Consider the following 21,214-nt stretch of genomic DNA (forward strand, 5'->3'; position numbering starts at 1 on the left):
TTTCTGTAGAGACCATTTTAATTACCATAAAGTAGCTACTATGAACCTCTATAGAGAAAAGAAAACAAGCAGCTATGTTTAATGGGTTCAAGAGATATTTACATCTGTTGTTTCGCTACCAGTTTGGTAAAGATATTTATACATCCACGGCGATTTACCATAAAAAGCGCCATTTATCTGAGTCTGCTCTATTAGATATTCACGGAACCTTAAATAAAACTCGTTGTCCGGGCCCTTAGGCTGCTGCCAAAATTCATCAAGCGGCTTTTGATCTGTTAGCTTAGGAATATCATAAATTGCGCGACCCATCACCTTAGTCGGTTTCTTATGATAGACCGACTGCAAGCCTGTCGTACTATTAATCGTCACCATACCAATACTGTACTTCATCAATGTTGGCAGGTGCATATCACAACCATAGAAAACACGATGAGACACTTGATAACGTTCAGCTAGGCTAGCTACCAGCTCCCGATAGTCTCTATGACCCCGATCTAGTGGATGATGCTTAAACACGAGTAACTGTTTTTGTTTAGCGAACTTTGCAAAGCTTGCGATAGACTCATCAATGAACTGTACCACATCACGATAATCACTATGATGAGTAATCTGTGAGTCGTTATGCACTTGCAAGCTGATCAAGAAGTAGTTATTACTTTCTTGCTTGGTCAGCCTCTTCTGCAAGTGTTTATCTGGTAGATATCCTCGAATTTTCCGCCACGGTGCCTTCAACCAGGCAATCGCTTCTTGCCAAGCAGTCATACCTCGATAGTGCGAATAATGGGGATAGCGATTTTTATAAACCCAAGTAATAATGTAATAGGCGATGGCGGCGATACTTAAGCGATAAAATCGATTGTGCGTGTACAAAGGCTGATCATTGGCTTTCTTAAGTGCTTTAATCTCGGCAGTGTTTAGACGTGAATAACCGTTAATCCCATGTTCTTGTAAGGTAATATAATCAGGACGCAAATACCCTTCTTCAAAGACAAAGAATGAAACACCCAACCTTTCACTAATACATGCCGCTTGGGTATGATGTGGTCGACAATCACCAAAGCATACAATCGCATCAATATCATGCTCTTGGATAAATACCTGCAACCAAGAAGAAAATTGCGCTAATGTATTGGTATATTCGTAAGTATTATCGTGATGATAAAAAAAGGCATCGCCCGCATTGAAATTGATTTTGCTCACTTTAATGTCTTGTGTTTGCAAGAATGACGAAAAGCGATTAAAAAACCCACCCATTTTCCCTTGTAGTAGCAAGACATGACGATGAGTAAGCAAGTGAGACATCGAAGCTGCCATAGTACTGGACTACCATTAAATGAAAAAGTAAGAGATAAAAATGAGAAAGGTCGTGCAGTCATGCGAAGATACGTAACGTAAAAATGATTATACCGAAAATGCACCTATTTGTCGCAATGCAATTATATGGCGCTCTTCTGATAAATTAGCGAGATATTTTGCGTAGTTGCTGTTGCCATCGATGACGCTGTTGCATAAAGCGTATGGTCGCATGACGTCTCAACTTTGTAGATAAAGACAAAGTCTTAGCTGAATTGTTTGAAGTATGAGTTATTTTGGGCTCTGACTTCTCATTTCTCTCAAGCAAATGTAAATCTTTTGGAGGGTATAAATAATCGATCACTTGCTCTACTTGTGCTAATCCATAGCCATCAGGTAAGCGATACAACGGGTAGCATATAAGCGCGCCATATATTAGCTGTTCAAGAGACAAAGGTATATCTCGTTCACGCCTTTTTAGATAGTTGGCTTTAGGTAATAACTTCTCATCAATATCTGTGGTCAACCCCCAACCTGCATAAAATGGCAGACCATAACAGGTAACGTCCAGTCCACGTAGCAATGCTTCAAAACCAGTCAGTGAGCTGATCGTATGAACCTCATCCACCCATTCTAAGCAATCAGGCATCGCCGTATCATAGGCTACTGCTTGAACTAGTTGTAGATGGGATTCTGATACCTTACCTGCTCGCAATCCTGCCTCAACATCAGGATGCGGTTTATAAATCAAATAGGCATCTGGGTTATCTTCTCGTACACGTTCAATCAAACCACTATTTGTCTTTATTGTGGAGCCGCAGTATTGTACTGATAAATCATCCTCTACCTGACCGATAATAAGAACGCGGCGTCTCCCAGATATTTTGGCATCCTGCATCCACGAATTATTTTGGATGCTAGCAATATCTATACCCATCCCAACATTGTATTTACTTACCCGCTGAGTAAGTAGTTTACCTTGCAATTTTTTTACGCGAAGACGCTGTTCAGAACTCAGTGGTGGACAATTTTGCAGCAATGTTTCTAAATCTGAAGGCTGGGTCGCATCGTAATAAATACCTTGTTTGTCTATCACAACAGACAGTGGCGCCAATAAAGTAGCACCTAAACCATTTGATCGGATAAAGCCATCTTCCATACAATAAATAGCTGGTGTATCCAAGCTTTGCTCAGCAAGTTTACTCTGTAGCTTTGTCTGTACTTGCTGACGTTTGGCCAAACCCCATACTAATAAAGGCTGTTGAAAATTGACACGGAAATGGTCTGGGTGTAACAGGTTTTTTAGACGCGGTTTTGGTTTAATAAATAATGTCGTACGTGGTAAGTCGGTGAAAGCTCTTACAAACGGTAGCTTCCAACGGCTAAATTCATATACCGTCAAATCGCCTTCAAGGTGCCCTTGCCAACGCCGATTGGTCACCAACCACTCAATGGCTACATCTATGTCACAAGCTTGTTTCGTTGCCGGATCTACATAACGACTATAATCAATATAAGCACTATAAAATAATGCTTCCAGTGTCGTTTGAAGTGTCTTATGCGACGTTATAGGAAACAGTGCTGAGTTCGATAAGTTCCTATTGCTTATGAATATCTCAGCTGATGCTAAACGACGTTTTTGAACTGTTTTAAGTAGGTTTTTAGGTGCATTAGTGTCATCAGTTAATCCCCATCCACTATACCAACTGACCCCAAAGCAATGTACTCTTTTGCCTAACATCAATGCTTCAAAGCCCATATGTGAGCTGACGGTATAGACATCGCCTACTTGTTTAAGCAGCTCAATAGGATTTAGGGATTGAGTCAACAACCTAACGTTTTTAGGTAGTTTTAAGTTGGATAAATATCCTAATTTTGACGCGGGATGAGCCTTTATCCAGATGTGGCCGTTAGGATGATTGCGACATGCAGATTTTAACATCTTTTTAAACTGACGTTTATTTGCACCAGCACCTTTAACAGAGGCATCGCCAGCTACTTGATCAATCAATAAGACATGTGGTTTTGAAGCGTTTTCTTTTTCGTTAATCTTTTCTTCATCAATCAATTTACTCAACGACGGGCAATCGATTATGGAATTATATTTGCTAAGTTTTTTCTCGCATATACGCGCCATCAAATGACGAGCACGTGTCTCGTATGTTGCACGATCGCTACTAGTACTACTCTTGGTACGCTCAACAATCAGCTGCTCAAGGCGCGAGTGGTGCGTCATATCAAAGTAAATGCCAATGTCATCGACAATCACGCTTAAGCCATGGCGACTACTAATACCTGAATCTAATGAACGCAAAAATCCATCTTCAATACTTAAGGTACTCACGTCCTGACGGGTTGCAGCTTTATCAGCTCGTTGGAAGCTTTTCTTGTGTCCCCATCCAATAAACGCATCAGGTTGTAGTTTTTTATTGCCATTTATCAGGCCTTTTTGCAAACCTGACCAAGGATACCAGCGCTGAATATCGGCTTGTAATACTTGCGAGAGTAGCAAGTTATTGCGACACATACCTTTACCAATCACTGCCAATTGCTTTGGTGATTGATACTTTGACGATGGCAAAAGTAGCGCATGATCAGAGGTAGACATAGTAGATACCTTGACTTCGTTCGCTACTTCTTTTGCCATATTTTTAATACCTTTGCTTGTTAACTTTAGTGAAATCTATTCAATAATCATCGTTACGTCATGATTAGTTAGCCGTTATAGATCTAAGACAACCTTGGCAGCAATGGCTAACTGATAAACGATCTGCGATAGACCACGAGCAATCTCTACACGCTTAGTTTTAACCTTCGGTAATACCATAATCTCATCACCTTGCTGGATACGATACGCCGTATTGACCACTTGACTAGCACCGTTCTGATGGACCACTAAAATATCTTTCGTATCAGCATTGTCAGAGAAGCCACCAGAGTTGGCTACGTAGTCCCCAACGGTATAGTCAGGATTGAAGGTAAGTGCACCTTGTGCTCGTACTTGACCATTGACTGTAATGACTGACGTTTGAGCCGGTATCTCAATGATATCGCCTTGTTGCAGAATAATATCTTGCCAAGAGTTTGGCACAACGACAATTTGACCATCGGTTTCTACATTACGAGCTTTGGCGACGAACTGTTTAACCAATGCTGCATCATCTTGACGTAATGCTGCTTCCTCACGAGTCGTCGACTGTGTTGCTAAAGTCAGTTCTTCTAAACGATCGAGCGACTCATTGATCATACGTTTTTGTTGCTCAGCAACAGATTCACGGTAGATTGTTAAATGCGTCAGTTTTGCTAGTGGACTTGGCTGCAATTGTGGCACGATATCTTTTAGACGCGCACCGTATGGTACGACCATTGCACCATTACCAGTATGCGAACCTTTTACCTGCACAGCGATCGTACCTGCGTAACGATCCGACGTTACGACCATTTGATCGCCATTATAAACAGGAACGTTTTGAGCTTCACTTAATGAGTAGTATTCTGCCGTTTGTGCACGCCCGGCACTGCGAGTAATACTGACGTTAGTGGCATTGGCTGCTGGATTAGACACTTGCAACACGTCACCAATAGTCAGATCATTCACATCAAACTCGAAGGTATACTCATTTTGAACTTCTCCACTGACAACAAACGATTTTTTCTGCGGTGCCACGGTGATGACATCACCATCACGAAAAGAGAAAGATTGCAGTTTACCTGCTAGTAGAAAATCATATAAGTTGACTTGTTGCAGCATTTGGCCATTGCGTTTAATTTGAATATCAATATAACTGCCACGAGAGGGATCAACACCGCCTGCTCTATCTAAATAAGACAATACCGAGTCTGCTGCGAGACCACCATAATAACCTGGCTGTTTAACAAAACCCGTGACAAATACTTTGACTGGCTGTGCCTGCTCTAATGAAGCGTAAACGCCAACATTTGAACGATAAATACGATTGACCGCGCTTTTGACCACGTTTTGTAAGTTACCGTTTTGCACACCAGAAATACGCACTGGACCCACGTTTGGTAAGAAAATATTGCCCTGTGGGTCAACGGTCATCGTCGCGGCATATTGATAAGCGCCCCACATTCTTACCTGAACGTTGTCACCTGGATTAATGACATAGCTATCATTAAAAGTAGATCCTGACGTCGTCGAAAATGCACCGCGAAATAACTGTTCGCCAAACATCATGTCTTGTGTATCAACGTCTTGATAAGGACGAGTAGTATTGATTACTGATTGACTTGGCAAACTGGCAGCATTGACGGCTTCTTGAGTAGTTGCCTGAGCAGGTACGTTGCCAGAGAACGCTTGTGTTGAAGCACTGCTAGTGTTGTTACTAGTACCAAAGTTAGATCCAGCTATCTGATTAGCAGCACTGTCTGCGGCCATAGCTGGTAGACTTGTTGCAATCATCGCCAAACTAATCATCATCACGATAGAACGTGGTTTCGTATTCATGAGTTATATTCCTTTACTGATCTATCGATCATTACTGATATCTGGTTTTCAAGACTAGCTACGGTGATCACGAACCACTGCCATCACGAGACGTACAAATCCATATAGCATCAAGAGTAGCGCAAGCGACGTCCAAATGAGATAAGCTTGACGAGGATAGGTTGCATCTTCGGCTTCATAAGGCGTTGAGATTACAATCAAGTTTTTCATCTTTTTGAAAGCTTCTAGACGCGACTTTTCAAGCGACGACAATGACAATTTGTATAACTCGGTAGCAAAATCCACATCGGCTTTGATGGTTTCAAACTGTACCGCTTGGCGGTTTAGCTTAGTTGTGTTCGGTGAGGTCAACTTGGTCTGTTCTTGAGTGATTTGCTCTCCAACCGCCTTTATCTGACTTCTTAATGAAACGACTTGCGGCGCATCTGGATTTAGATAGCTGAGTAACTGACGCTCTTCGGTACGCAACGAACTCAATTGTGCTTGCAAGCTACCAATTAACTGATTAACGATTTGCGCATTGGCTTGTGGATCATAGATTTCATTTTCATTCTGATAGTTTAATAGCTGCTCTTTGGCATCATTTAAGCGCTCTTCTGATTCGTCTAGCTGGGTCTCTGCAAACGCTAATTGATCGCGAGCTACTTCTTGTGAAATACGGTTCACAAACTGTTCGGACTCACCTAAAATCGCTTTATTTAGCTCAAAAGCATATTTTGAGTCAAAGCCTTCCGTTGATACGGAAAGCACATAGCTCTGCTCGTCAAGATCAATGTGAACCCTTTTTTTGAAGTACTCAAGCAAATCCTCTTGCGAAGCATTTGGATCAATCTCATAGATAGGATCTGACCCATCCACATAATATGATTCACGAAATTTAAATTTATTGTCTAGGCGCTTAACCATGTCATTCGACAAGATGTATTCTGTCAAATAGGTCGCGTCTTCTTTGCTTGTGCTATTTACGCCCAGCAGGGCTGATAAGCCACCGCCAGATGGGACGCTTGAGTCACTAACCTGCTTGACCACTACGTCTGCAGTCGAAACGAAGCGTGGATGAGCAAGGGTCATCACATAAAAGATAACGAGTATCCAAGGAAGGATCACCAAGCCGATAAACAGCGAGAAGTTAATTATCTTACTTTTTTGCTTTGTGGATATGCTTTTCATAAACCTCAATCGCTTCCGTTGTATCGTCAAACACGTGTGCGGTTTGATCCATTAATACAATACCAATATCACAGTTTCGTTTGATATCACCAATATTGTGCGACACTATTAAAAATCCAGCTTGTGCTCGTCGAGCCGCCAGTATCTCTTCACTACGCTTCCGAAACGCTGCATCACCCACAGCCCCAGCTTCATCTAGCATGTAGTAGTCAAAGTCAAAGGCCAAGCTAAGTCCAAATGTTAATCGAGCCTTCATTCCTGATGAATAGCTTTTAACGGGCATATCAAAGTAATTACCAATATCAGCAAACTCTTCGACAAAACGTATTTTTTCATCGATATAAGGGCCACTTGAATATAATCGACAGACAAAACGAACATTTTGACGCCCTGTTAAGCTACCCTGAAACCCACCTGCCACACCAACTGGCCATGAGATAGTAGAGTCGGTAATAATCTCCCCATGGTCGGGCTGATCAAGTCCACAAATAATACGTAGCAGTGTCGATTTACCAGCACCATTACGGCCTAATAAACCTACACTTTTTTTATCACCAATGGTTAAATTCAAGTCTTTAAACAAATAATGGCGACCATTTTTCGTCATAAATGACTTTGAAACGTTTTTAATTTCGATCATTGGCTCACCTTTTCTATCCTTGGATCCATAAATTGCCATATGATATTAACGAGATCGAATCATGTCACGCTCAGCATACTTATAAAGTAGCAGTCCCAAAAAATTGACCACAAACATCCACTCTAAAAAGTACCAAATATTAATATGATAGGCTGGATAATTTGGCGCAAAAGCATGCCTCATTAGCTCAATATTGTGAATGAAAGGGTTGTATAGCAAATAACTAAAATACGGCTCTGGGATAATATGAATGGGATAGATAATACCAGAAGTAAAATACAATATAGTAAACAGTATGGTGATGACCTTACTGATTTCCCCTCCATAATATCCAACGACCATCATGATTAACGCGACACCAAAGCTAAATATAAAGAGCGTTATCCAACAAAACAGCACAATGTGCAGATTCTCTAAATTGGCGTAAATATCAAAAAACGCTAAGCCTAGTAGCAACAATATAGACGTAAAGAAGTAAATAACCAGCTCTAAAAATGAACGTGCAATAATCACATCGATATGTTTTATCGAGCGATACATCAGTAGGCCCTTGTTTGCATCGACAGCACCTAGCGCTCTGGTTGCTATCTTTTGAAACATTCGAAAAGGAACCATTCCGGCGACTAGAAATAAGGAGAAATCCATACCTGGTACTAGACGTTCTCTAATAGCGCCAAATATCACTAGAAAAATTAGAACCTGAAAAAGCACTTCAAGGGGCGCCCAAAGGTAACCCAAACGATAACCACCAAAGCGCGTCTGTAGCTCACGCATTAGCAAGGCGTGAAATGCTGCACCCATGACTTTTAGGCCACTGCGATGCTTGATGGGACGATAAGGGGGTAGTTGGACAGACATGGCGTTACAGGACTTTACCGAAAACAGCCCCTATGATAAGTAAGCGCGACATAAGTTACAAGAAATAATCTGTATATAAACGGATAAACCCATGATTTAGTAAGAAATCTGTAAGTAATTGGTTCTTAAAACGTTATACAACAGTTACAGCTAGTTTATACAATACTTTATTTTGGGCAAAAAAAAACCAATCTCGATAGATTGGTTTTTTTAGTACTGCTATATATGGTGGCGATGAAGAGACTTGAACTCTTGACCTCACGATTATGAGTCATGCGCTCTAACCAGCTGAGCTACATCGCCATTTGAGGCTGCATATTATGCCCAAGCTGCTGACTGCCGTCAACCCCTAATAGGCATTTTTTGCAAAAAAAATGAATTTAATTCAGATTAATTGCAACAATTACTACAATAAACGATAAGAAAAGTTTGGTAAACCGATAAGCCGGGTTCTGTCGTGGACGATCATTCCTCTAGGCGTATCATCGCTAATACGCTCAAGCAACCTACCCGCATCGAACGCGGGCCGCGCCATGCCGATGCCTATTTGGTCTTGCTACGCGTGGAGTTTACCATGCCGTGAGATGTTGCCATTCACGCGGTGCGCTCTTACCGCACCCTTTCACCCTTACCGATAATACCCTAAGATATTAAAGGCGGTCTACTCTCTGCTGCACTGGTCGTCAAGTTACCCTGCCCAGCCGTTAGCTGGCACGCTGCCCTATGTAGCCCGGACTTTCCTCCCCTGCTCATCTGTTGCCAGTGTGCAGCGGCGATCGCCTAGTCTACCAAGCGCGCTAGTATAGCAAAATTATGACAGTATGCGGGTGTCTTTTGAATTTATTTTTAAGGACAATAACAAATGGGTTAAACGAAATTTTCTGACAGTATTTCAATATTGCCAACCAGATTACCTTTTAGACACGGAATTTGTAACCAATGCGCTTCGGGATAATGACTGTCTAAGTACTTTCGTAGAAATTTAATAGTGCTATCTGCAATCTCAGTATCCGTTTGCTCAGCATCATCGTGAATATGATTGTAAATTACGCTATGTACCATTAATCCGCGCGACTTTATGGCTTCTAAACTCAGCAAAGTGTGATTAATACTGCCCAATCGACCAGAGGTGACCAAGACGATAGGATAGCTTTGCTCAGCAATATAATCTAACGTGAGTAAGTTCTCTGTAATTGGTACAAGCAAGCCACCAGCACCTTCTAGTAGTATCGCATCATACTGTACCTGCAATCGCTTGGTGGCACTAGTAACAATGTCAGGATCAAGTGTTTCTCCTGATAACTTAGTAGCCAGATGAGGAGACGCTGGCTTCTTATAACGATGAGCACAAGTCGTAAAATCAAGGTCACATGGCTGTAGTGGAATATCCATCAATTGACGATGAGTAATGATATCATCAGCGATATTCATCTCACCATTATTTGGATTGATCGATACGCCCGTTTGTACTAGCTTTTGAGTAATGACTTTTACACCTTGCTGCATAAGTGCTTTAGCAAGCAACCCAGTAGCATAGGTTTTACCAATATCGGTATCGATACCAGAAACAAATAAAACACTCATGATTGACCTCGGCTGTCTAAATATATTCGCACAACTTTTAGCAGCGATTGGCATAAGGTTATTAGCTCATCATCCATAATCACATAAGGCGGCATAATATACACCAGCTTTCCAAACGGTCTGACCCAGATACCATTATCAATCAATAAAGACTGAAATGTGGGCATATCGACCGCTTCATGCAACTCAATGACGGCGACTGCACCCAAACAACGTACCTCGGCAACACCTTCTAATAAAGCAGCAGGCGCTAGTTGTTGCTCCATAATGCGTTGAATATTGGCGGTGCACGTTTCGATATCATAAGACAGTATCAAATTAATCGACGCACAGGCGGCCGCACAAGCCAATGGATTGCCCATAAAGGTTGGGCCATGCATAAGGGCTGGATAGTCACTATTATGAATGGTATCAGCAATTTTTCGGGTACATAACGTTGCGGCAAAAGTCATATAGCCACCCGTCAATGCCTTGCCAATGGTCATGATATCAGGGCTGATGGCTGCATGTTCACACGCAAACAATTTACCACTACGCCCAAATCCAGTGGCGATTTCATCCGCAATCAATAGCACATCATGCTCATCACACAGTTGACGAAGCAATTGTAGATATTCAGGACTATAAAAACGCATTCCGCCTGCGCCCTGAATAATTGGCTCAATGATGAAACCCGCCAGCTGCGCGCGGTATTCTACAAAAAACTGAGCTAATGATTCACGCTCATCCACTGTCAATGCGCGATCAAAACCAATTGGCGGCGCAGGGACGAAATGCTGCATCGGTAACTGTTTGCCATATAGACTATGCATACCATTGACCGGATCACAGACACTCATAGCATGCCACGTGTCTCCGTAATACCCTGAGTGGGTTGATGCAAACTGTTGCTTGGTTGGATGATGAGCAGCCACTTGATATTGCAGCGCCATTTTTAGTGCCACTTCTACCGCGATACTGCCACTATCTGCATAAAAAATCGCATCAAGTCCAGCAGGTACAATATCGAGTAATTTTTTGCCCAAGTCTATGGCAGGCTGATGGGTCAATCCACCGAACATGACATGCGCCATTTTACCCAATTGCTTGGTAAGTGCTTCATTCAATGTCGGGTGATTGTAGCCATGAACACTCGCCCACCACGATGACATACCATCAATCAGGCGCGTGCCATCTTCAGTAATGATATAAATGCCTTCAGCACGATCAATAACAATATTGGGATAAGTGGGAGGCAGGCTAGCGTAAGGGTGCCAAAGATGTTGCTGATCGAACTCGCTTGCTACTTGAATGGGTTTGGTGCTCATGGTTTCCGTGGTCATCGTATCATCCCTAAAACGCTGTAAATCCCAGCGTCATTAATCACTCATAAATTTTTTATTGACCCGTAATACGTTTGTATTTAGATAACAGGTCATTTTCAGTCTCGACATGATTGGGATCGTGAGGGATACAATCAACTGGACAAATCACAACGCATTGTGGCTCGTCAAAATGTCCGACGCATTCTGTACATAAGTCAGGGTCGATGACATAGATATCATCCCCTTCTGAGATGGCTTCATTGGGGCAAGCGGGCTCGCACACATCACAGTTGATGCACTCATCAGTGATTAATAGTGCCATGAACTGTTCCTTATATTTTTGCTCGTATTATATATATTTGGCTGCTTTTAACTGTTTTAGCAAGGGCTAGCAAGACATTTTTTATTCAGTATCTTTGATACAGCACCTTTTATTTGATATTTAACTTTTCATCAAAAGCTTGTAAGACACAGGGTGGAACGAATTTATTAACGTCACCGCCAAGCTTGGCAATTTCGCGAATCATGGTAGATGAGATAAATGAGTAATTTTGAGATGGGGTCAAAAATACCGCTTCAAAGTTTTCATCAAGCTCACGATTCATATTGGCCAGCTGAAATTCGTACTCAAAATCTGACATCGCACGCAATCCACGCAGAACTGCCGTGGCGTTTTTTTCACGCATAAAATCTACAAGCAGCCCTTCAAAACCAATCACAGATACCTGCGGTAAATCTGCAAACACGGTTTCGACCAAAGCCACTCGCTCTTCAAAACTGAACAAGGGCTTTTTATGGTGTCCTGAGGCAACCGCGATAACGACCTCATCAAATAGTTTGGTGGCACGTGTAACCAAATCCACATGACCATTGGTAATAGGATCAAAGGTACCAGGATATAGGATTTTGGTATGTAGTTTTGAGGAATTGGGAGAAATAGAGTGACTCATAGCATGACTAATATAATCGGTAATAGTAGGCTGTATGCTAGCAAATTTTGCTCAAACTTAATACTTATCTGCTACATTTGTCCTAACAGCTGATTTACCTTTTCACCAGAGGCTTTGATACAATAGGCAGTTCGACTCATCCTCTTATAGTAGAAATAAAAAACCATACTATTTATTGGATTAGGATGAGGAATTAGTGGGACTGATTAAATAAGGAGCCTGCGTTTTAGGTCATCTTTATGGAGAAATTATGTCAAAAAAATCAAAAAAGCCAGATAATCAGATTTGTGCCAATAAAAAGGCGCGTCATGAGTATTTTATAGAAGAAACCTTTGAGGCAGGACTGGCACTACAAGGTTGGGAAGTAAAAGCCATTCGCGCAGGAAAAATGACCATTACCGAAGCGTACGTCATATTCCGCAATAACGAAGCCTTCTTGTTTGGTGCTCATATTCAACCATTGATATCGAGCTCAACGCACGTTAGTCCAGACAGTATTCGCACTCGTAAATTGCTACTTAATCGTCGTGAAATCGAGAAGTTATCTGGAGCAATCAATCAGAAAGGTTATGCTTGTGTGCCGCTATCTTGCTACTGGAAAAACTCACTGGTGAAATGCCAAATTGGCCTAGCATTAGGTAAAAAGCAGCATGACAAACGCAAAACGCTAAAGGATCGTGACTGGGAACGTGATAAGCAGCGCGGCTTCAAACAGCATTTAGATTAATTAGTGTTCATTTAATCTAAATAGAAAAGGACGGCTCAGTATATATTGAGCCGTCCTTTTTTGACTATAACATTCTATAAATAATCATTTTGAACGCTAGTTGATAAAAACAGACTTTATAAGACAGTAAGGCTTTATTAAATTCAACCACCTATTCTACTGCTTGCTCTTCTAAAGACAGTCTTGTCTTTCTACTAGCTTGACGCAATTGCCTAACACCATGAGCAATCAAACACGCAATCCCCAACCAAATCAAACCGTAGCTATAAATCATCGCTGACTCAAACGGATTACCTAATACGGTCACTGCCAAAATAAATAACAACGCTGGCTCCAAATAGCTCATCATGCCATAGACATTGACTGGTAGCATTTGACTGGCATCGATGTTGGTCTTCATCGCTAGCACACTGAGCACACCCAAACCTATTAGCATCATAATAAAGAAACCAGAGCCGCTAACCAATGCCAAACTACTAGGCGCAAAAAAGAATAAGTAAGCCAAAGCAAAAGGCACAAATATCGTCAAATCAACCAATAATCCAGTCACGGCACCGATACCCTGCAAGCGGCGTAAAATGTAATAAACAGGATAAGTGCCACACACCCATAGCGTTGCCCAAGAGACGCTTTGCGTACGGACGATTTCGCTACCCACTCCCAACGCGGCAAAGGCTACTGCCAACCATTGCAAACGGCTTAGTTTTTCGCCAAAAAATACACAGCCAAATACCACCATCATTAACGGGAATAAGAAGTATCCCATTGCGGTTTGCACACCTTGCCCATTGACTGGCGCCCACATAAATAACCAAAACTGGCTAAGAAATATTGGTGTAGGTAATAGCAGCCACGCCCATTGCTTAGCGCCTTTTAGCACTCTTAATTTATCAATATGCAATCCTAGACGTCCACTTACCATTAAATACCCTACCAACGCTGCCCACATCGCAAGCATACGCCAGATAAATACTTGCGTCCCTGACAACGGTGCTAAAAAACTGCTATACGCATAAAGTACGCCAAACAGCACATTGGATAATATGGCAAAAGACACCCCTAATATCAGTGTACGCTGTTGTGCGTTACCTGCCGTCCAAACCGCAGGTAATGGCAAACGTGAAGCAGTCGTTGCTAACGTATTAGCGAATGCATTGGATAGCATTGAGATAGACATGATAAGCACCGTAAATATTAATAGATGGTAGAAAACCAATTGTTAGCTCTTACTTTGTAAGTGGCTCTTGTTGGTGTGGTCTATTTTACTAGAGTGCTTTGGTATATTATCTCTATATAATCATATTTATGAATAAAAATATCAAATAGATACTATATAAGTTATTATTTTCTTATATTGAAATTATTTTTGATAATATTTATGAAATATAATAGAAAATTCAATACTATTGAGGACGTCCTGACATGAGCCATACGTTAGATAATACTGATAAAGCTATTCTGAACTTGCTACAGGATGATGCGACGTTACCGCTTAAAACTGTTGCAGAGCGAGTACATGTATCCATTGCGACGGCGCAGCGGCGAATACAAGCGCTGATAGATAGTGATGTGATTACCAAACAAGTAGCTATCGTCAATCCTGACAAAGTAGGCTATGGTCTGACAGCAGTCGTGATGATAGAGATGGAGCGCTCTAATACCTCAATGCAGCATCGATTTGAGCGCTTGATGGATGCGCAATCACGAATCATGAGTTGCTATGAAGTATCAGGCGATTTTGATTTTATGCTGATGGTCAATGCAAAAAATATGAGCGACTATCATCAGTTCACTCGCAACCTGCTGACTTACGAAAATAATGTACGCAACTTCAAAAGTCAGTTTGTGATGAATTTCACTAAGAGTGGGACCAAAATCACCCTAGATTAATTATAATTTATCAGTCTCAGCTAAATTTACCTATCATATGGCAATTGATAATGAGTAGCTAAGTTGCCTCTAAACCCTGTACGATATCCCTCAGTTTTCGTTGAAAATTAAAATCTAATTACTCTTTTGTAAGTCCATTTTTTAGACAAGGAAGCCCGACCATGACTGACCATACAAACGCTGCTAACAAAAATACTCGAGTACCACTCAAACAATCAAACCCCAAAAGGGTAATAGCAGGCGCTTTGTTTGCTACAGTACTAGCCAGCTCAGGCTGTGCTACTAGCTCACTATTAGATGATAACGGGCACGTCACTACAAACACGACAAAGCAGATACTGTCTGAAGATCAAATTGTTGCCTTTGGTCGTCCGGCACAGGTGTTACCAAAAATGCCAAACGCGTCGATGGTTATCGTGGGTGAAAAGAATAGTTATGTCCTCACTCAAGGTGGGACAGAGATGGTGAACTTACTAAGTAATCTGTCTCAAAAAAATATACAAGTGGATAATGACATGAGCTTTCATGTACCCAATAATAACGGGTATTTTCAAGGTAAGATGAAATTGTCTTATGCCAAATTAAAAGACGAGTTTAAGCGCTCAGATTATCAGTTCTTTTTACAAAATAACGGTAAAGAATGCACCTCAGAAAGCGACCAACGTATCAATGCTCAGCGCTTTTGTTTTAGCGTTCCTGTCAAAGGCGCTATCTATCCCCAAGTTAGTAACTTAGGTTTAATACAATCAAGCTATCGCGCTTTGACCAAACCATACACGGTGAGCTTCTACACAGAGACTCAGCAAGATGTCGTCACTCGCAGTGGTCCAAATGGTGCGCAAAAGCTAGTACTACTACCCTTTGCACTTGCTTTTGACGTGGTTACTTTCCCGCTTCAGCTATTAGACTAGATAGTATGTTTTGAGGCACTTTATAAAGGACACGTTACTGAAAAGTCTTCCGTACTCAACCGTAACGTGCCCATTTAATACCTTAAAATAACTTTTCGACCAGTGTTTTCGGGTAGCTTTGTTTCGCTATTTCTGCCGCTTGAAACATCATCTCATCTGCTTCGACAGGACCGGCAACATCGCACAAACACACATAGGCTAGTTGCATCAAGTTATTTAATAGATGCTCGTTGTCTGGTACAAATGGGCGATTGCCTTCCAAAAACTGACCGATATTAAGGTGATGCCCTTTGAAGGTGCGTTCCTGCGAAACAGTTTGGTGCATCGTCAGAAATAGGTTGCGACTTTCTATTTCTGATAATTGACTGCGCAGAGCTTCTATGACGGTATAAAATGCCAAAACCAGCTCAGAGACAGGTACTGGTGCTTTGATTGCTTCGTTATGACTATTGTGACCATTATGACTATCAGCCTCGACGGTCTGCTGACTGCCCGATTGCAACGTATCCCAAAAACCTTTGCGAATATCAGACTTATGAGCTTGTAGCTCAGGATAGCGCCTTGTCGCATCCAAGACGCACTGTTGCATCATTTTTACAGAGACAGTCGAGTATCGTTGCCACTGCGATTTAAGCAGTCTCACCTCTTCAGGATGTAGATATTTGGCAAGCACCTCTGCCATCGCAGTCACAGCTTGGTCTACGGATTGAGTATCAATATTCATCTGCTCTCTCCTATAAATGCCGCTCAGTTAAACTCTTGGAATCAAACATCTGCTTTTGAAACTCAGGGTAACCAAGCTCTGCATGCTCAGTATAATCAAGGCCGCGCTGCTCATGTAAGCGGCTGGCTTTTAATCCGAAGCTTAGATCAATCAACTTATACATAATCAGACCTAATCCCAGCCCCCAACCTAATGCTACGCCGACGCCCAAAGCTTGAACACCGAGACGTGATAAGTTAAATAAATCCCCTGTATAAAATAATCCTGCGGCGAGCGTACCCCATGCCCCGCCAAAACCATGTACTGCGACTGCCGAGACCACATCGTCTACCTTGAACTTTAATAGCAATTGCGATGATAAGATATAAACGACAGAAGCAACCCCGCCGATAATAATGGCAAAGACAGGCGTTGTAGTCGCGCAGCCTGCGGTAATCGATACCAAACCAATCAAGCTAGCATTGACACTGTCGCTCAACAAAATGGCTTTATTGAGTGTCCGAGAGATAAGTATGTAACACACCACAGCGCTCACTGCAGCGACAAATGTATTGACTGCGATTAAGCCAATGTTGCCAATGATAGACAACGTCGAACCAGCATTGAACCCGAACCAACCAAACCATAAGATAAATCCGCCAAGCGCCAGCAACGTCATGTTATGCCCTGCGATTAGTCTTGGCGTGCCATCAGGGGCAAAGCGGCCTAGCCTCGGGCCAATGACCAAGATGCCTGCCAATGCCAACCAGCCACCGATAGAGTGCACGACAGTAGACCCAGCAAAATCGATAAAGCCAAGCTCAGCTAGCCAACCAGTACCGCCGAAATAACCGCCCCATACCCAGCTAGCAAACACAGGATAGATAAACAAACAAATCAAACATGCCGCGACTGCATAGCCGATAAAAGAGACACGCTCTGCCATCGCACCACTAGCAATCGTCACCGCTGTCGCTGCAAACATCATCTGAAAAAACATCAACGCCCAATCCATATTGGACAAATCGACTGGCATAAAATGGTCTGTACCGACAAACCCTGAATTATTGGTACCCATCATGAGCCCGAAACCAACTAAGTAGAATGCCAAACCACCGATACACATGTCGGTATAGTTTTTCATCATCACGTTTACGGCATTCTTTGCTCGTACGGACCCGCTCTCAAGTAGAGCAAAACCTGCCTGCATAAAGAAGACCAGTACCCCGCCCCAGATAATCCACGCGATATTCTGATATTCTAGCAACTGTGCCACTGTCAATGTGTCGGTATCAGCAGCTTGGGCGTTACCCATTGCTGCAAACAATAATGTACTCAGTAGCAGCCTATTACTCAGCGAGGATTTTAATAGTTTTAATAATATTCTTATCGTGTCTAGTCCAACAGACGATGCTCTCATTTTATCTCCAAACACTTATCTAGCTACTTAAATGTTATCAATGCACTATTTTTACTCATTCATGCACACAAATAAGCCCTAACAGGGTTGGAGCAAAACCTGTGCCAAAATCTACTATTAGAAATTCAGGAGAGTTATAAATATAAGAGAACAAATGACCAGTATCAGGCTTGTTAGTATTTTGATAATTATGCTTGCGAAGAGGTAGCTATAAATCAAACTAGAAGAGAAATAACGTTTAAAAAATATTTTAAAGAGCTAGAGTGTGTCATCAGTTAGGTCAAAAGGCTCAAAATGAGAAAAATTGTAGATAAACGGAAAAGAAATTGCCGTTTATCTGATGGTTATACTCAAGCTGTTTTTGTCATCATCTAGCTCGGCTAATGACTTACTTTGCATGAGCAGTTTATCTTATGCTATCAATAACTTATCATTCATCGCCCATCATAGAATAGGTCGCATAGTGAAGACAATTCATGTTAAAATGAGTGCTTTTAAATTCGCCTTTATTATCACTAGGTAATAAGGGGCGTATTTTTAGTGCCATTTTTCTAATTAACAGGTCCGCCCATGTCTGCCGATACCATCGCCCGCACTGCCTTTAAACAAGGCACCAAGCCACTTTATGATTATGACAAACACTGGGCGAGCTGCTACGAGCCAGCGCCTTATCTACCGATGAGCCGCAAAGAGATGGACGATCTAGGCTGGGATGCTTGTGATGTCATCATTATCTCAGGTGATGCTTATGTTGATCACCCAAGTTTTGGTATGGCGATTATCGGTCGCTTGCTTGAGTCGCAAGGATTTCGTGTTGGTATCATCGCTCAGCCAGATTGGAAGAGCAAAGACGCCTTTATGGAACTGGGCAAGCCTGTGTATGCGTACGGTGTGACCGCGGGCAATATGGACAGCATGATCAACCGTTATACCGCAGATCGTAAAATCCGTAGTGATGATGCTTACTCTCCTGGCAACGTGGCAAACAAACGCCCTGACCGCGCGGCGATCGTTTATAGCCAGCGCTGCCGTGAAGCCTACCCTGATGTGCCTATTATTTTAGGTGGTATTGAAGGCAGCTTACGCCGTATTGCTCATTATGATTACTGGTCGGACAAGGTGCGCCGTAGTATCTTGCTAGATGCGCGTGCGGATGTCTTACTCTATGGTAATGCTGAACGTGCCATCGTCGATGTGGTCCATGGCCTATCGAAAGGCTATAGCTTTGAGCAAATGAGCAAGCTGCGTGGTACTTCTTATCTGTTGACACCGACTCGTCGTCATTGGCAAGCGGATATGACAGAAGTCGCCAGTAACGATGTCGATACCGTTGGTCGTGTCGATCCAATTATCAATCCTTATGTGATGACCGAAGATGTCGATCAATGCTCAATCGAGCAGGATAAACCATCAGACTCGCCTGTTGGGCAAGCCATGCCGTCATCAATGTCATCACAGTATCAGGGTTTTGTCGCTGAACCAGTCACTGATAAAGTTATCAATGCTGAACAAGTAGATACCGACGCCCAAGTGGTACAGATGCGCGGATTTGACAATGTGTTTGATAAGCCAAAAACCGCCCGTAAGCATAAGATCAAAATGCCACCACGTGAAGAGACGGTGATTCGTCTGCCTGATTATGAGCATGTCAAATCTGACCCTGTACTCTATGCCCATGCCAACCGCATCTTGCATCTAGAGACTAACCCGGGTAACGCGCGTGCGCTCGTACAGCGTCATAGTAGCGGTGCGGGTAACTCGCATACCTCTATCGATGTTTGGCTCAATCCACCACCGATTCCACTCTCAACTGAAGAGATGGATTATGTGTTTGACTTGCCGTATGCCCGTCTACCGCATCCAAGCTATGGTGACGCGCGTATCCCTGCTTATGACATGATTAAGTTTTCGGTCAATATCATGCGCGGCTGTTTCGGCGGTTGTACTTTCTGCTCAATTACCGAGCACGAAGGTCGTATTATTCAAAACCGCTCTGAAGACTCAATTTTGCGTGAAGTGGAAGCCATTCGTGATACCGCACCTAACTTTACAGGGGTTATCTCTGATCTTGGCGGACCAACAGCCAATATGTATCGCCTGAACTGTAAAGATGACACCATTGAGAAGAATTGTCGTAAGCCATCTTGTGTGTATCCTGATGTCTGCGAAAACTTGATCACCGATCACAGCAACTTGACCAAGCTGTATCGTAAAGCCCGTGATATCAAAGGCGTGAAAAAAATCCTGATTGCTTCAGGCTTACGTTATGACTTGGCAGTAAAAGATCCTGAATACGTCAAAGAGTTGGTCAGTCATCATGTCGGTGGTTACCTCAAGATTGCACCTGAGCACTCAGAAGACAATGTGCTGTCGAAAATGATGAAACCTGGCATGGGTAGCTATGATCAATTCAAAGCCATGTTTGAGCAGTTCAGCCAAGAAGCAGGTAAAGAGCAATATCTGATTCCATACTTCATTGCCGCTCATCCAGGTACCAAAGATGAAGATATGATGAACCTTGCGCTTTGGCTAAAAAGTCACGGCTACCGCGCCGACCAAGTACAGGCATTTTATCCAAGTCCAATGGCGACCGCGACCACCATGTACCACACGCACAAAGACCCATTGCATAAGGTCAGCCGCAGTGAAGGTGATATGGATATCGTCAAGTCTGGTAAGCAGCGAAAACTGCATAAAGCATTCCTTCGCTATCACGACCCAAAAAACTGGGTACTACTACGTAAAGCGCTACAAGACATGGGCCGTAGTGACTTGATTGGTAAAAACCGTGGCTGCTTGATACCGCCATTTAACGCTCATCTAGAAGGTCGTGATGCCGCGCAAGACAGTTATCAGTCAGCACGCAAAAAGAACAGCCGTCTTGGTAATGACTCAGTGAAGCGCAGTAACGGCTCGTCAAACCGCAATGCATCAGCGAAAGGTACAGCGGGTAAGAATACTGTCGGTAAAAACAGTAAGAAGAAAGTCAGCAAAGGCAACTTCCAGACTCAGCATACTGGTCTGCCACCGCGTAAAACCAAGTAGTGTTCATAGTATAAAAATGCATGCTCAGCTTAGAGTATGTGGAGCAGAGTGTGTTAAGTAAAACAGAAAAGCGCCTATCAGCCACTCGTTGATAGGCGCTTTTTTATGCGTCAAGTTTTTATGCGTTAAGCTTTGTGGTCGCGGATTTCGAAATTAACATTGCTTACTTTTCATCATATTGCAAACTATAAGTTACATTAGACAGCGGTTGGGTAACGAAGCTAACAGCTAACAAACAATTTCTAACATTA

17 protein-coding genes, 1 tRNA gene and 1 other RNA gene are annotated in these 21,214 nt (G+C 42.5%); 4 read left to right on the top strand and 15 right to left on the bottom strand.

Annotated features, from left to right (window positions below; genetic code table 11):
• Positions 1 to 87: 87 nt before the first annotated feature.
• The 12 genes from ACT3QN_RS06965 to coaD form a co-directional block, all read right to left on the bottom strand.
• Positions 88 to 1,314 carry a capsule biosynthesis protein gene (locus ACT3QN_RS06965; RefSeq protein WP_444523643.1) on the bottom strand — a complete coding sequence of 409 codons (1,227 nt, stop codon included), beginning with the start codon at positions 1,312 to 1,314 and terminating at the stop codon, positions 88 to 90.
• 145 nt (positions 1,315 to 1,459) lie between these two features.
• Positions 1,460 to 3,940, bottom strand: coding sequence for a capsular polysaccharide biosynthesis protein (locus tag ACT3QN_RS06970; RefSeq protein WP_444529129.1), 2,481 nt, complete (start codon positions 3,938 to 3,940; stop codon positions 1,460 to 1,462).
• A 75-nt stretch (positions 3,941 to 4,015) separates the two neighbouring features.
• Positions 4,016 to 5,761, bottom strand: coding sequence for a polysaccharide biosynthesis/export family protein (locus tag ACT3QN_RS06975; protein ID WP_444529130.1), 1,746 nt, complete (start codon positions 5,759 to 5,761; stop codon positions 4,016 to 4,018).
• Between the two features lie 54 nt (positions 5,762 to 5,815).
• Positions 5,816 to 6,931: a capsule biosynthesis protein gene (locus ACT3QN_RS06980; RefSeq protein ID WP_444523640.1), complete on the bottom strand. Its 1,116-nt coding sequence runs from the start codon at positions 6,929 to 6,931 to the stop codon at positions 5,816 to 5,818.
• Positions 6,900 to 7,571 (bottom strand): ABC transporter ATP-binding protein, encoded by a 672-nt coding sequence (locus ACT3QN_RS06985; protein WP_444521058.1) that lies wholly within the window; start codon positions 7,569 to 7,571, stop codon positions 6,900 to 6,902. Before ACT3QN_RS06985 ends, ACT3QN_RS06980 begins: the two co-directional genes overlap by 32 nt.
• 45 nt (positions 7,572 to 7,616) lie before the next feature.
• Positions 7,617 to 8,429, bottom strand: coding sequence for an ABC transporter permease (locus ACT3QN_RS06990; RefSeq protein WP_444521057.1), 813 nt, complete (start codon positions 8,427 to 8,429; stop codon positions 7,617 to 7,619).
• A 226-nt stretch (positions 8,430 to 8,655) separates the two neighbouring features.
• A tRNA-Met gene (locus tag ACT3QN_RS06995) sits at positions 8,656 to 8,732 on the bottom strand.
• Between the two features lie 122 nt (positions 8,733 to 8,854).
• Positions 8,855 to 9,221: RNase P RNA component class A (gene rnpB, locus ACT3QN_RS07000), an RNA gene on the bottom strand.
• A 75-nt stretch (positions 9,222 to 9,296) separates the two neighbouring features.
• Positions 9,297 to 10,013 (bottom strand): dethiobiotin synthase, encoded by a 717-nt coding sequence (gene bioD, locus ACT3QN_RS07005; RefSeq protein WP_444529131.1) that lies wholly within the window; start codon positions 10,011 to 10,013, stop codon positions 9,297 to 9,299.
• Positions 10,010 to 11,335, bottom strand: coding sequence for an adenosylmethionine--8-amino-7-oxononanoate transaminase (gene bioA, locus ACT3QN_RS07010; RefSeq protein WP_444529132.1), 1,326 nt, complete (start codon positions 11,333 to 11,335; stop codon positions 10,010 to 10,012). Before bioA ends, bioD begins: the two co-directional genes overlap by 4 nt.
• Before the next feature lie 55 nt (positions 11,336 to 11,390).
• Positions 11,391 to 11,639, bottom strand: a complete 249-nt coding sequence (locus tag ACT3QN_RS07015; protein WP_444521054.1) for a YfhL family 4Fe-4S dicluster ferredoxin — start codon at positions 11,637 to 11,639, stop codon at positions 11,391 to 11,393.
• Positions 11,640 to 11,748: 109 nt separating this feature from the next.
• Positions 11,749 to 12,267 (bottom strand): pantetheine-phosphate adenylyltransferase, encoded by a 519-nt coding sequence (coaD, locus tag ACT3QN_RS07020; protein ID WP_444521053.1) that lies wholly within the window; start codon positions 12,265 to 12,267, stop codon positions 11,749 to 11,751.
• 250 nt (positions 12,268 to 12,517) lie between these two features.
• Here coaD and smpB point away from each other — a divergent pair, with 250 nt between their 5' ends.
• The gene (smpB, locus tag ACT3QN_RS07025; protein ID WP_444521052.1) at positions 12,518 to 12,994 is read left to right on the top strand and encodes an SsrA-binding protein SmpB; all 477 of its coding nucleotides are present in this window, start codon (positions 12,518 to 12,520) and stop codon (positions 12,992 to 12,994) included.
• Positions 12,995 to 13,145: 151 nt separating this feature from the next.
• Here the strand turns inward: smpB and rarD are convergent, their stop codons facing one another.
• Complete coding sequence (rarD, locus tag ACT3QN_RS07030) at positions 13,146 to 14,171, bottom strand: EamA family transporter RarD (RefSeq protein WP_444529133.1); 1,026 nt, start codon at positions 14,169 to 14,171, stop codon at positions 13,146 to 13,148.
• A 245-nt stretch (positions 14,172 to 14,416) separates the two neighbouring features.
• Here rarD and ACT3QN_RS07035 point away from each other — a divergent pair, with 245 nt between their 5' ends.
• Together ACT3QN_RS07035 and ACT3QN_RS07040 are read left to right on the top strand one after the other, a co-directional pair.
• The gene (locus tag ACT3QN_RS07035; RefSeq protein WP_444529134.1) at positions 14,417 to 14,884 is read left to right on the top strand and encodes an Lrp/AsnC family transcriptional regulator; all 468 of its coding nucleotides are present in this window, start codon (positions 14,417 to 14,419) and stop codon (positions 14,882 to 14,884) included.
• Positions 14,885 to 15,045: 161 nt separating this feature from the next.
• The gene (locus tag ACT3QN_RS07040) at positions 15,046 to 15,795 is read left to right on the top strand and encodes a hypothetical protein (RefSeq protein ID WP_444529135.1); all 750 of its coding nucleotides are present in this window, start codon (positions 15,046 to 15,048) and stop codon (positions 15,793 to 15,795) included.
• Positions 15,796 to 15,877: 82 nt separating this feature from the next.
• Here ACT3QN_RS07040 and ACT3QN_RS07045 read toward each other — a convergent pair whose 3' ends face one another.
• Both ACT3QN_RS07045 and ACT3QN_RS07050 read right to left on the bottom strand, forming a co-directional pair.
• Positions 15,878 to 16,519, bottom strand: coding sequence for a hypothetical protein (locus tag ACT3QN_RS07045; protein ID WP_444529136.1), 642 nt, complete (start codon positions 16,517 to 16,519; stop codon positions 15,878 to 15,880).
• A 10-nt stretch (positions 16,520 to 16,529) separates the two neighbouring features.
• Complete coding sequence (locus tag ACT3QN_RS07050; RefSeq protein ID WP_444529162.1) at positions 16,530 to 17,813, bottom strand: ammonium transporter; 1,284 nt, start codon at positions 17,811 to 17,813, stop codon at positions 16,530 to 16,532.
• 675 nt (positions 17,814 to 18,488) lie between these two features.
• On the opposite strand from ACT3QN_RS07050, the gene ACT3QN_RS07055 reads away from it, so the two are divergent.
• A complete protein-coding gene (locus ACT3QN_RS07055) occupies positions 18,489 to 20,963 on the top strand; it encodes a YgiQ family radical SAM protein (RefSeq protein ID WP_444529137.1) in 2,475 nt (824 codons plus the stop codon).
• The last annotated feature ends 251 nt before the right edge of the window (positions 20,964 to 21,214 follow it).

This window comes from Psychrobacter sp. AOP7-C1-14 (genome assembly GCF_052376135.1).
GTDB lineage: Bacteria > Pseudomonadota > Gammaproteobacteria > Pseudomonadales > Moraxellaceae > Psychrobacter.

What these genes read in the sequence shown, in the direction of transcription:
- ACT3QN_RS07055 (WP_444529137.1), top strand. Translation starts at nt 18,489, where the DNA reads ATGTCTGCCGATACCATCGCCCGCACTGCCTTTAAACAAGGCACCAAG.
- bioD (WP_444529131.1), bottom strand. Translation starts at nt 10,013, where the DNA reads ATGAGTGTTTTATTTGTTTCTGGTATCGATACCGATATTGGTAAAACC.
- ACT3QN_RS06980 (WP_444523640.1), bottom strand. Translation starts at nt 6,931, where the DNA reads ATGAAAAGCATATCCACAAAGCAAAAAAGTAAGATAATTAACTTCTCG.
- ACT3QN_RS07015 (WP_444521054.1), bottom strand. Translation starts at nt 11,639, where the DNA reads ATGGCACTATTAATCACTGATGAGTGCATCAACTGTGATGTGTGCGAG.
- ACT3QN_RS07045 (WP_444529136.1), bottom strand. Translation starts at nt 16,519, where the DNA reads ATGAATATTGATACTCAATCCGTAGACCAAGCTGTGACTGCGATGGCA.
- ACT3QN_RS06970 (WP_444529129.1), bottom strand. Translation starts at nt 3,940, where the DNA reads ATGGCAAAAGAAGTAGCGAACGAAGTCAAGGTATCTACTATGTCTACC.
- smpB (WP_444521052.1), top strand. Translation starts at nt 12,518, where the DNA reads ATGTCAAAAAAATCAAAAAAGCCAGATAATCAGATTTGTGCCAATAAA.
- coaD (WP_444521053.1), bottom strand. Translation starts at nt 12,267, where the DNA reads ATGAGTCACTCTATTTCTCCCAATTCCTCAAAACTACATACCAAAATC.
- rarD (WP_444529133.1), bottom strand. Translation starts at nt 14,171, where the DNA reads ATGTCTATCTCAATGCTATCCAATGCATTCGCTAATACGTTAGCAACG.
- ACT3QN_RS07035 (WP_444529134.1), top strand. Translation starts at nt 14,417, where the DNA reads ATGAGCCATACGTTAGATAATACTGATAAAGCTATTCTGAACTTGCTA.
- bioA (WP_444529132.1), bottom strand. Translation starts at nt 11,335, where the DNA reads ATGACCACGGAAACCATGAGCACCAAACCCATTCAAGTAGCAAGCGAG.
- ACT3QN_RS06985 (WP_444521058.1), bottom strand. Translation starts at nt 7,571, where the DNA reads ATGATCGAAATTAAAAACGTTTCAAAGTCATTTATGACGAAAAATGGT.
- ACT3QN_RS06965 (WP_444523643.1), bottom strand. Translation starts at nt 1,314, where the DNA reads ATGGCAGCTTCGATGTCTCACTTGCTTACTCATCGTCATGTCTTGCTA.
- ACT3QN_RS07050 (WP_444529162.1), bottom strand. Translation starts at nt 17,813, where the DNA reads ATGGGTAACGCCCAAGCTGCTGATACCGACACATTGACAGTGGCACAG.
- ACT3QN_RS07040 (WP_444529135.1), top strand. Translation starts at nt 15,046, where the DNA reads ATGACTGACCATACAAACGCTGCTAACAAAAATACTCGAGTACCACTC.
- ACT3QN_RS06975 (WP_444529130.1), bottom strand. Translation starts at nt 5,761, where the DNA reads ATGAATACGAAACCACGTTCTATCGTGATGATGATTAGTTTGGCGATG.
- ACT3QN_RS06990 (WP_444521057.1), bottom strand. Translation starts at nt 8,429, where the DNA reads ATGTCTGTCCAACTACCCCCTTATCGTCCCATCAAGCATCGCAGTGGC.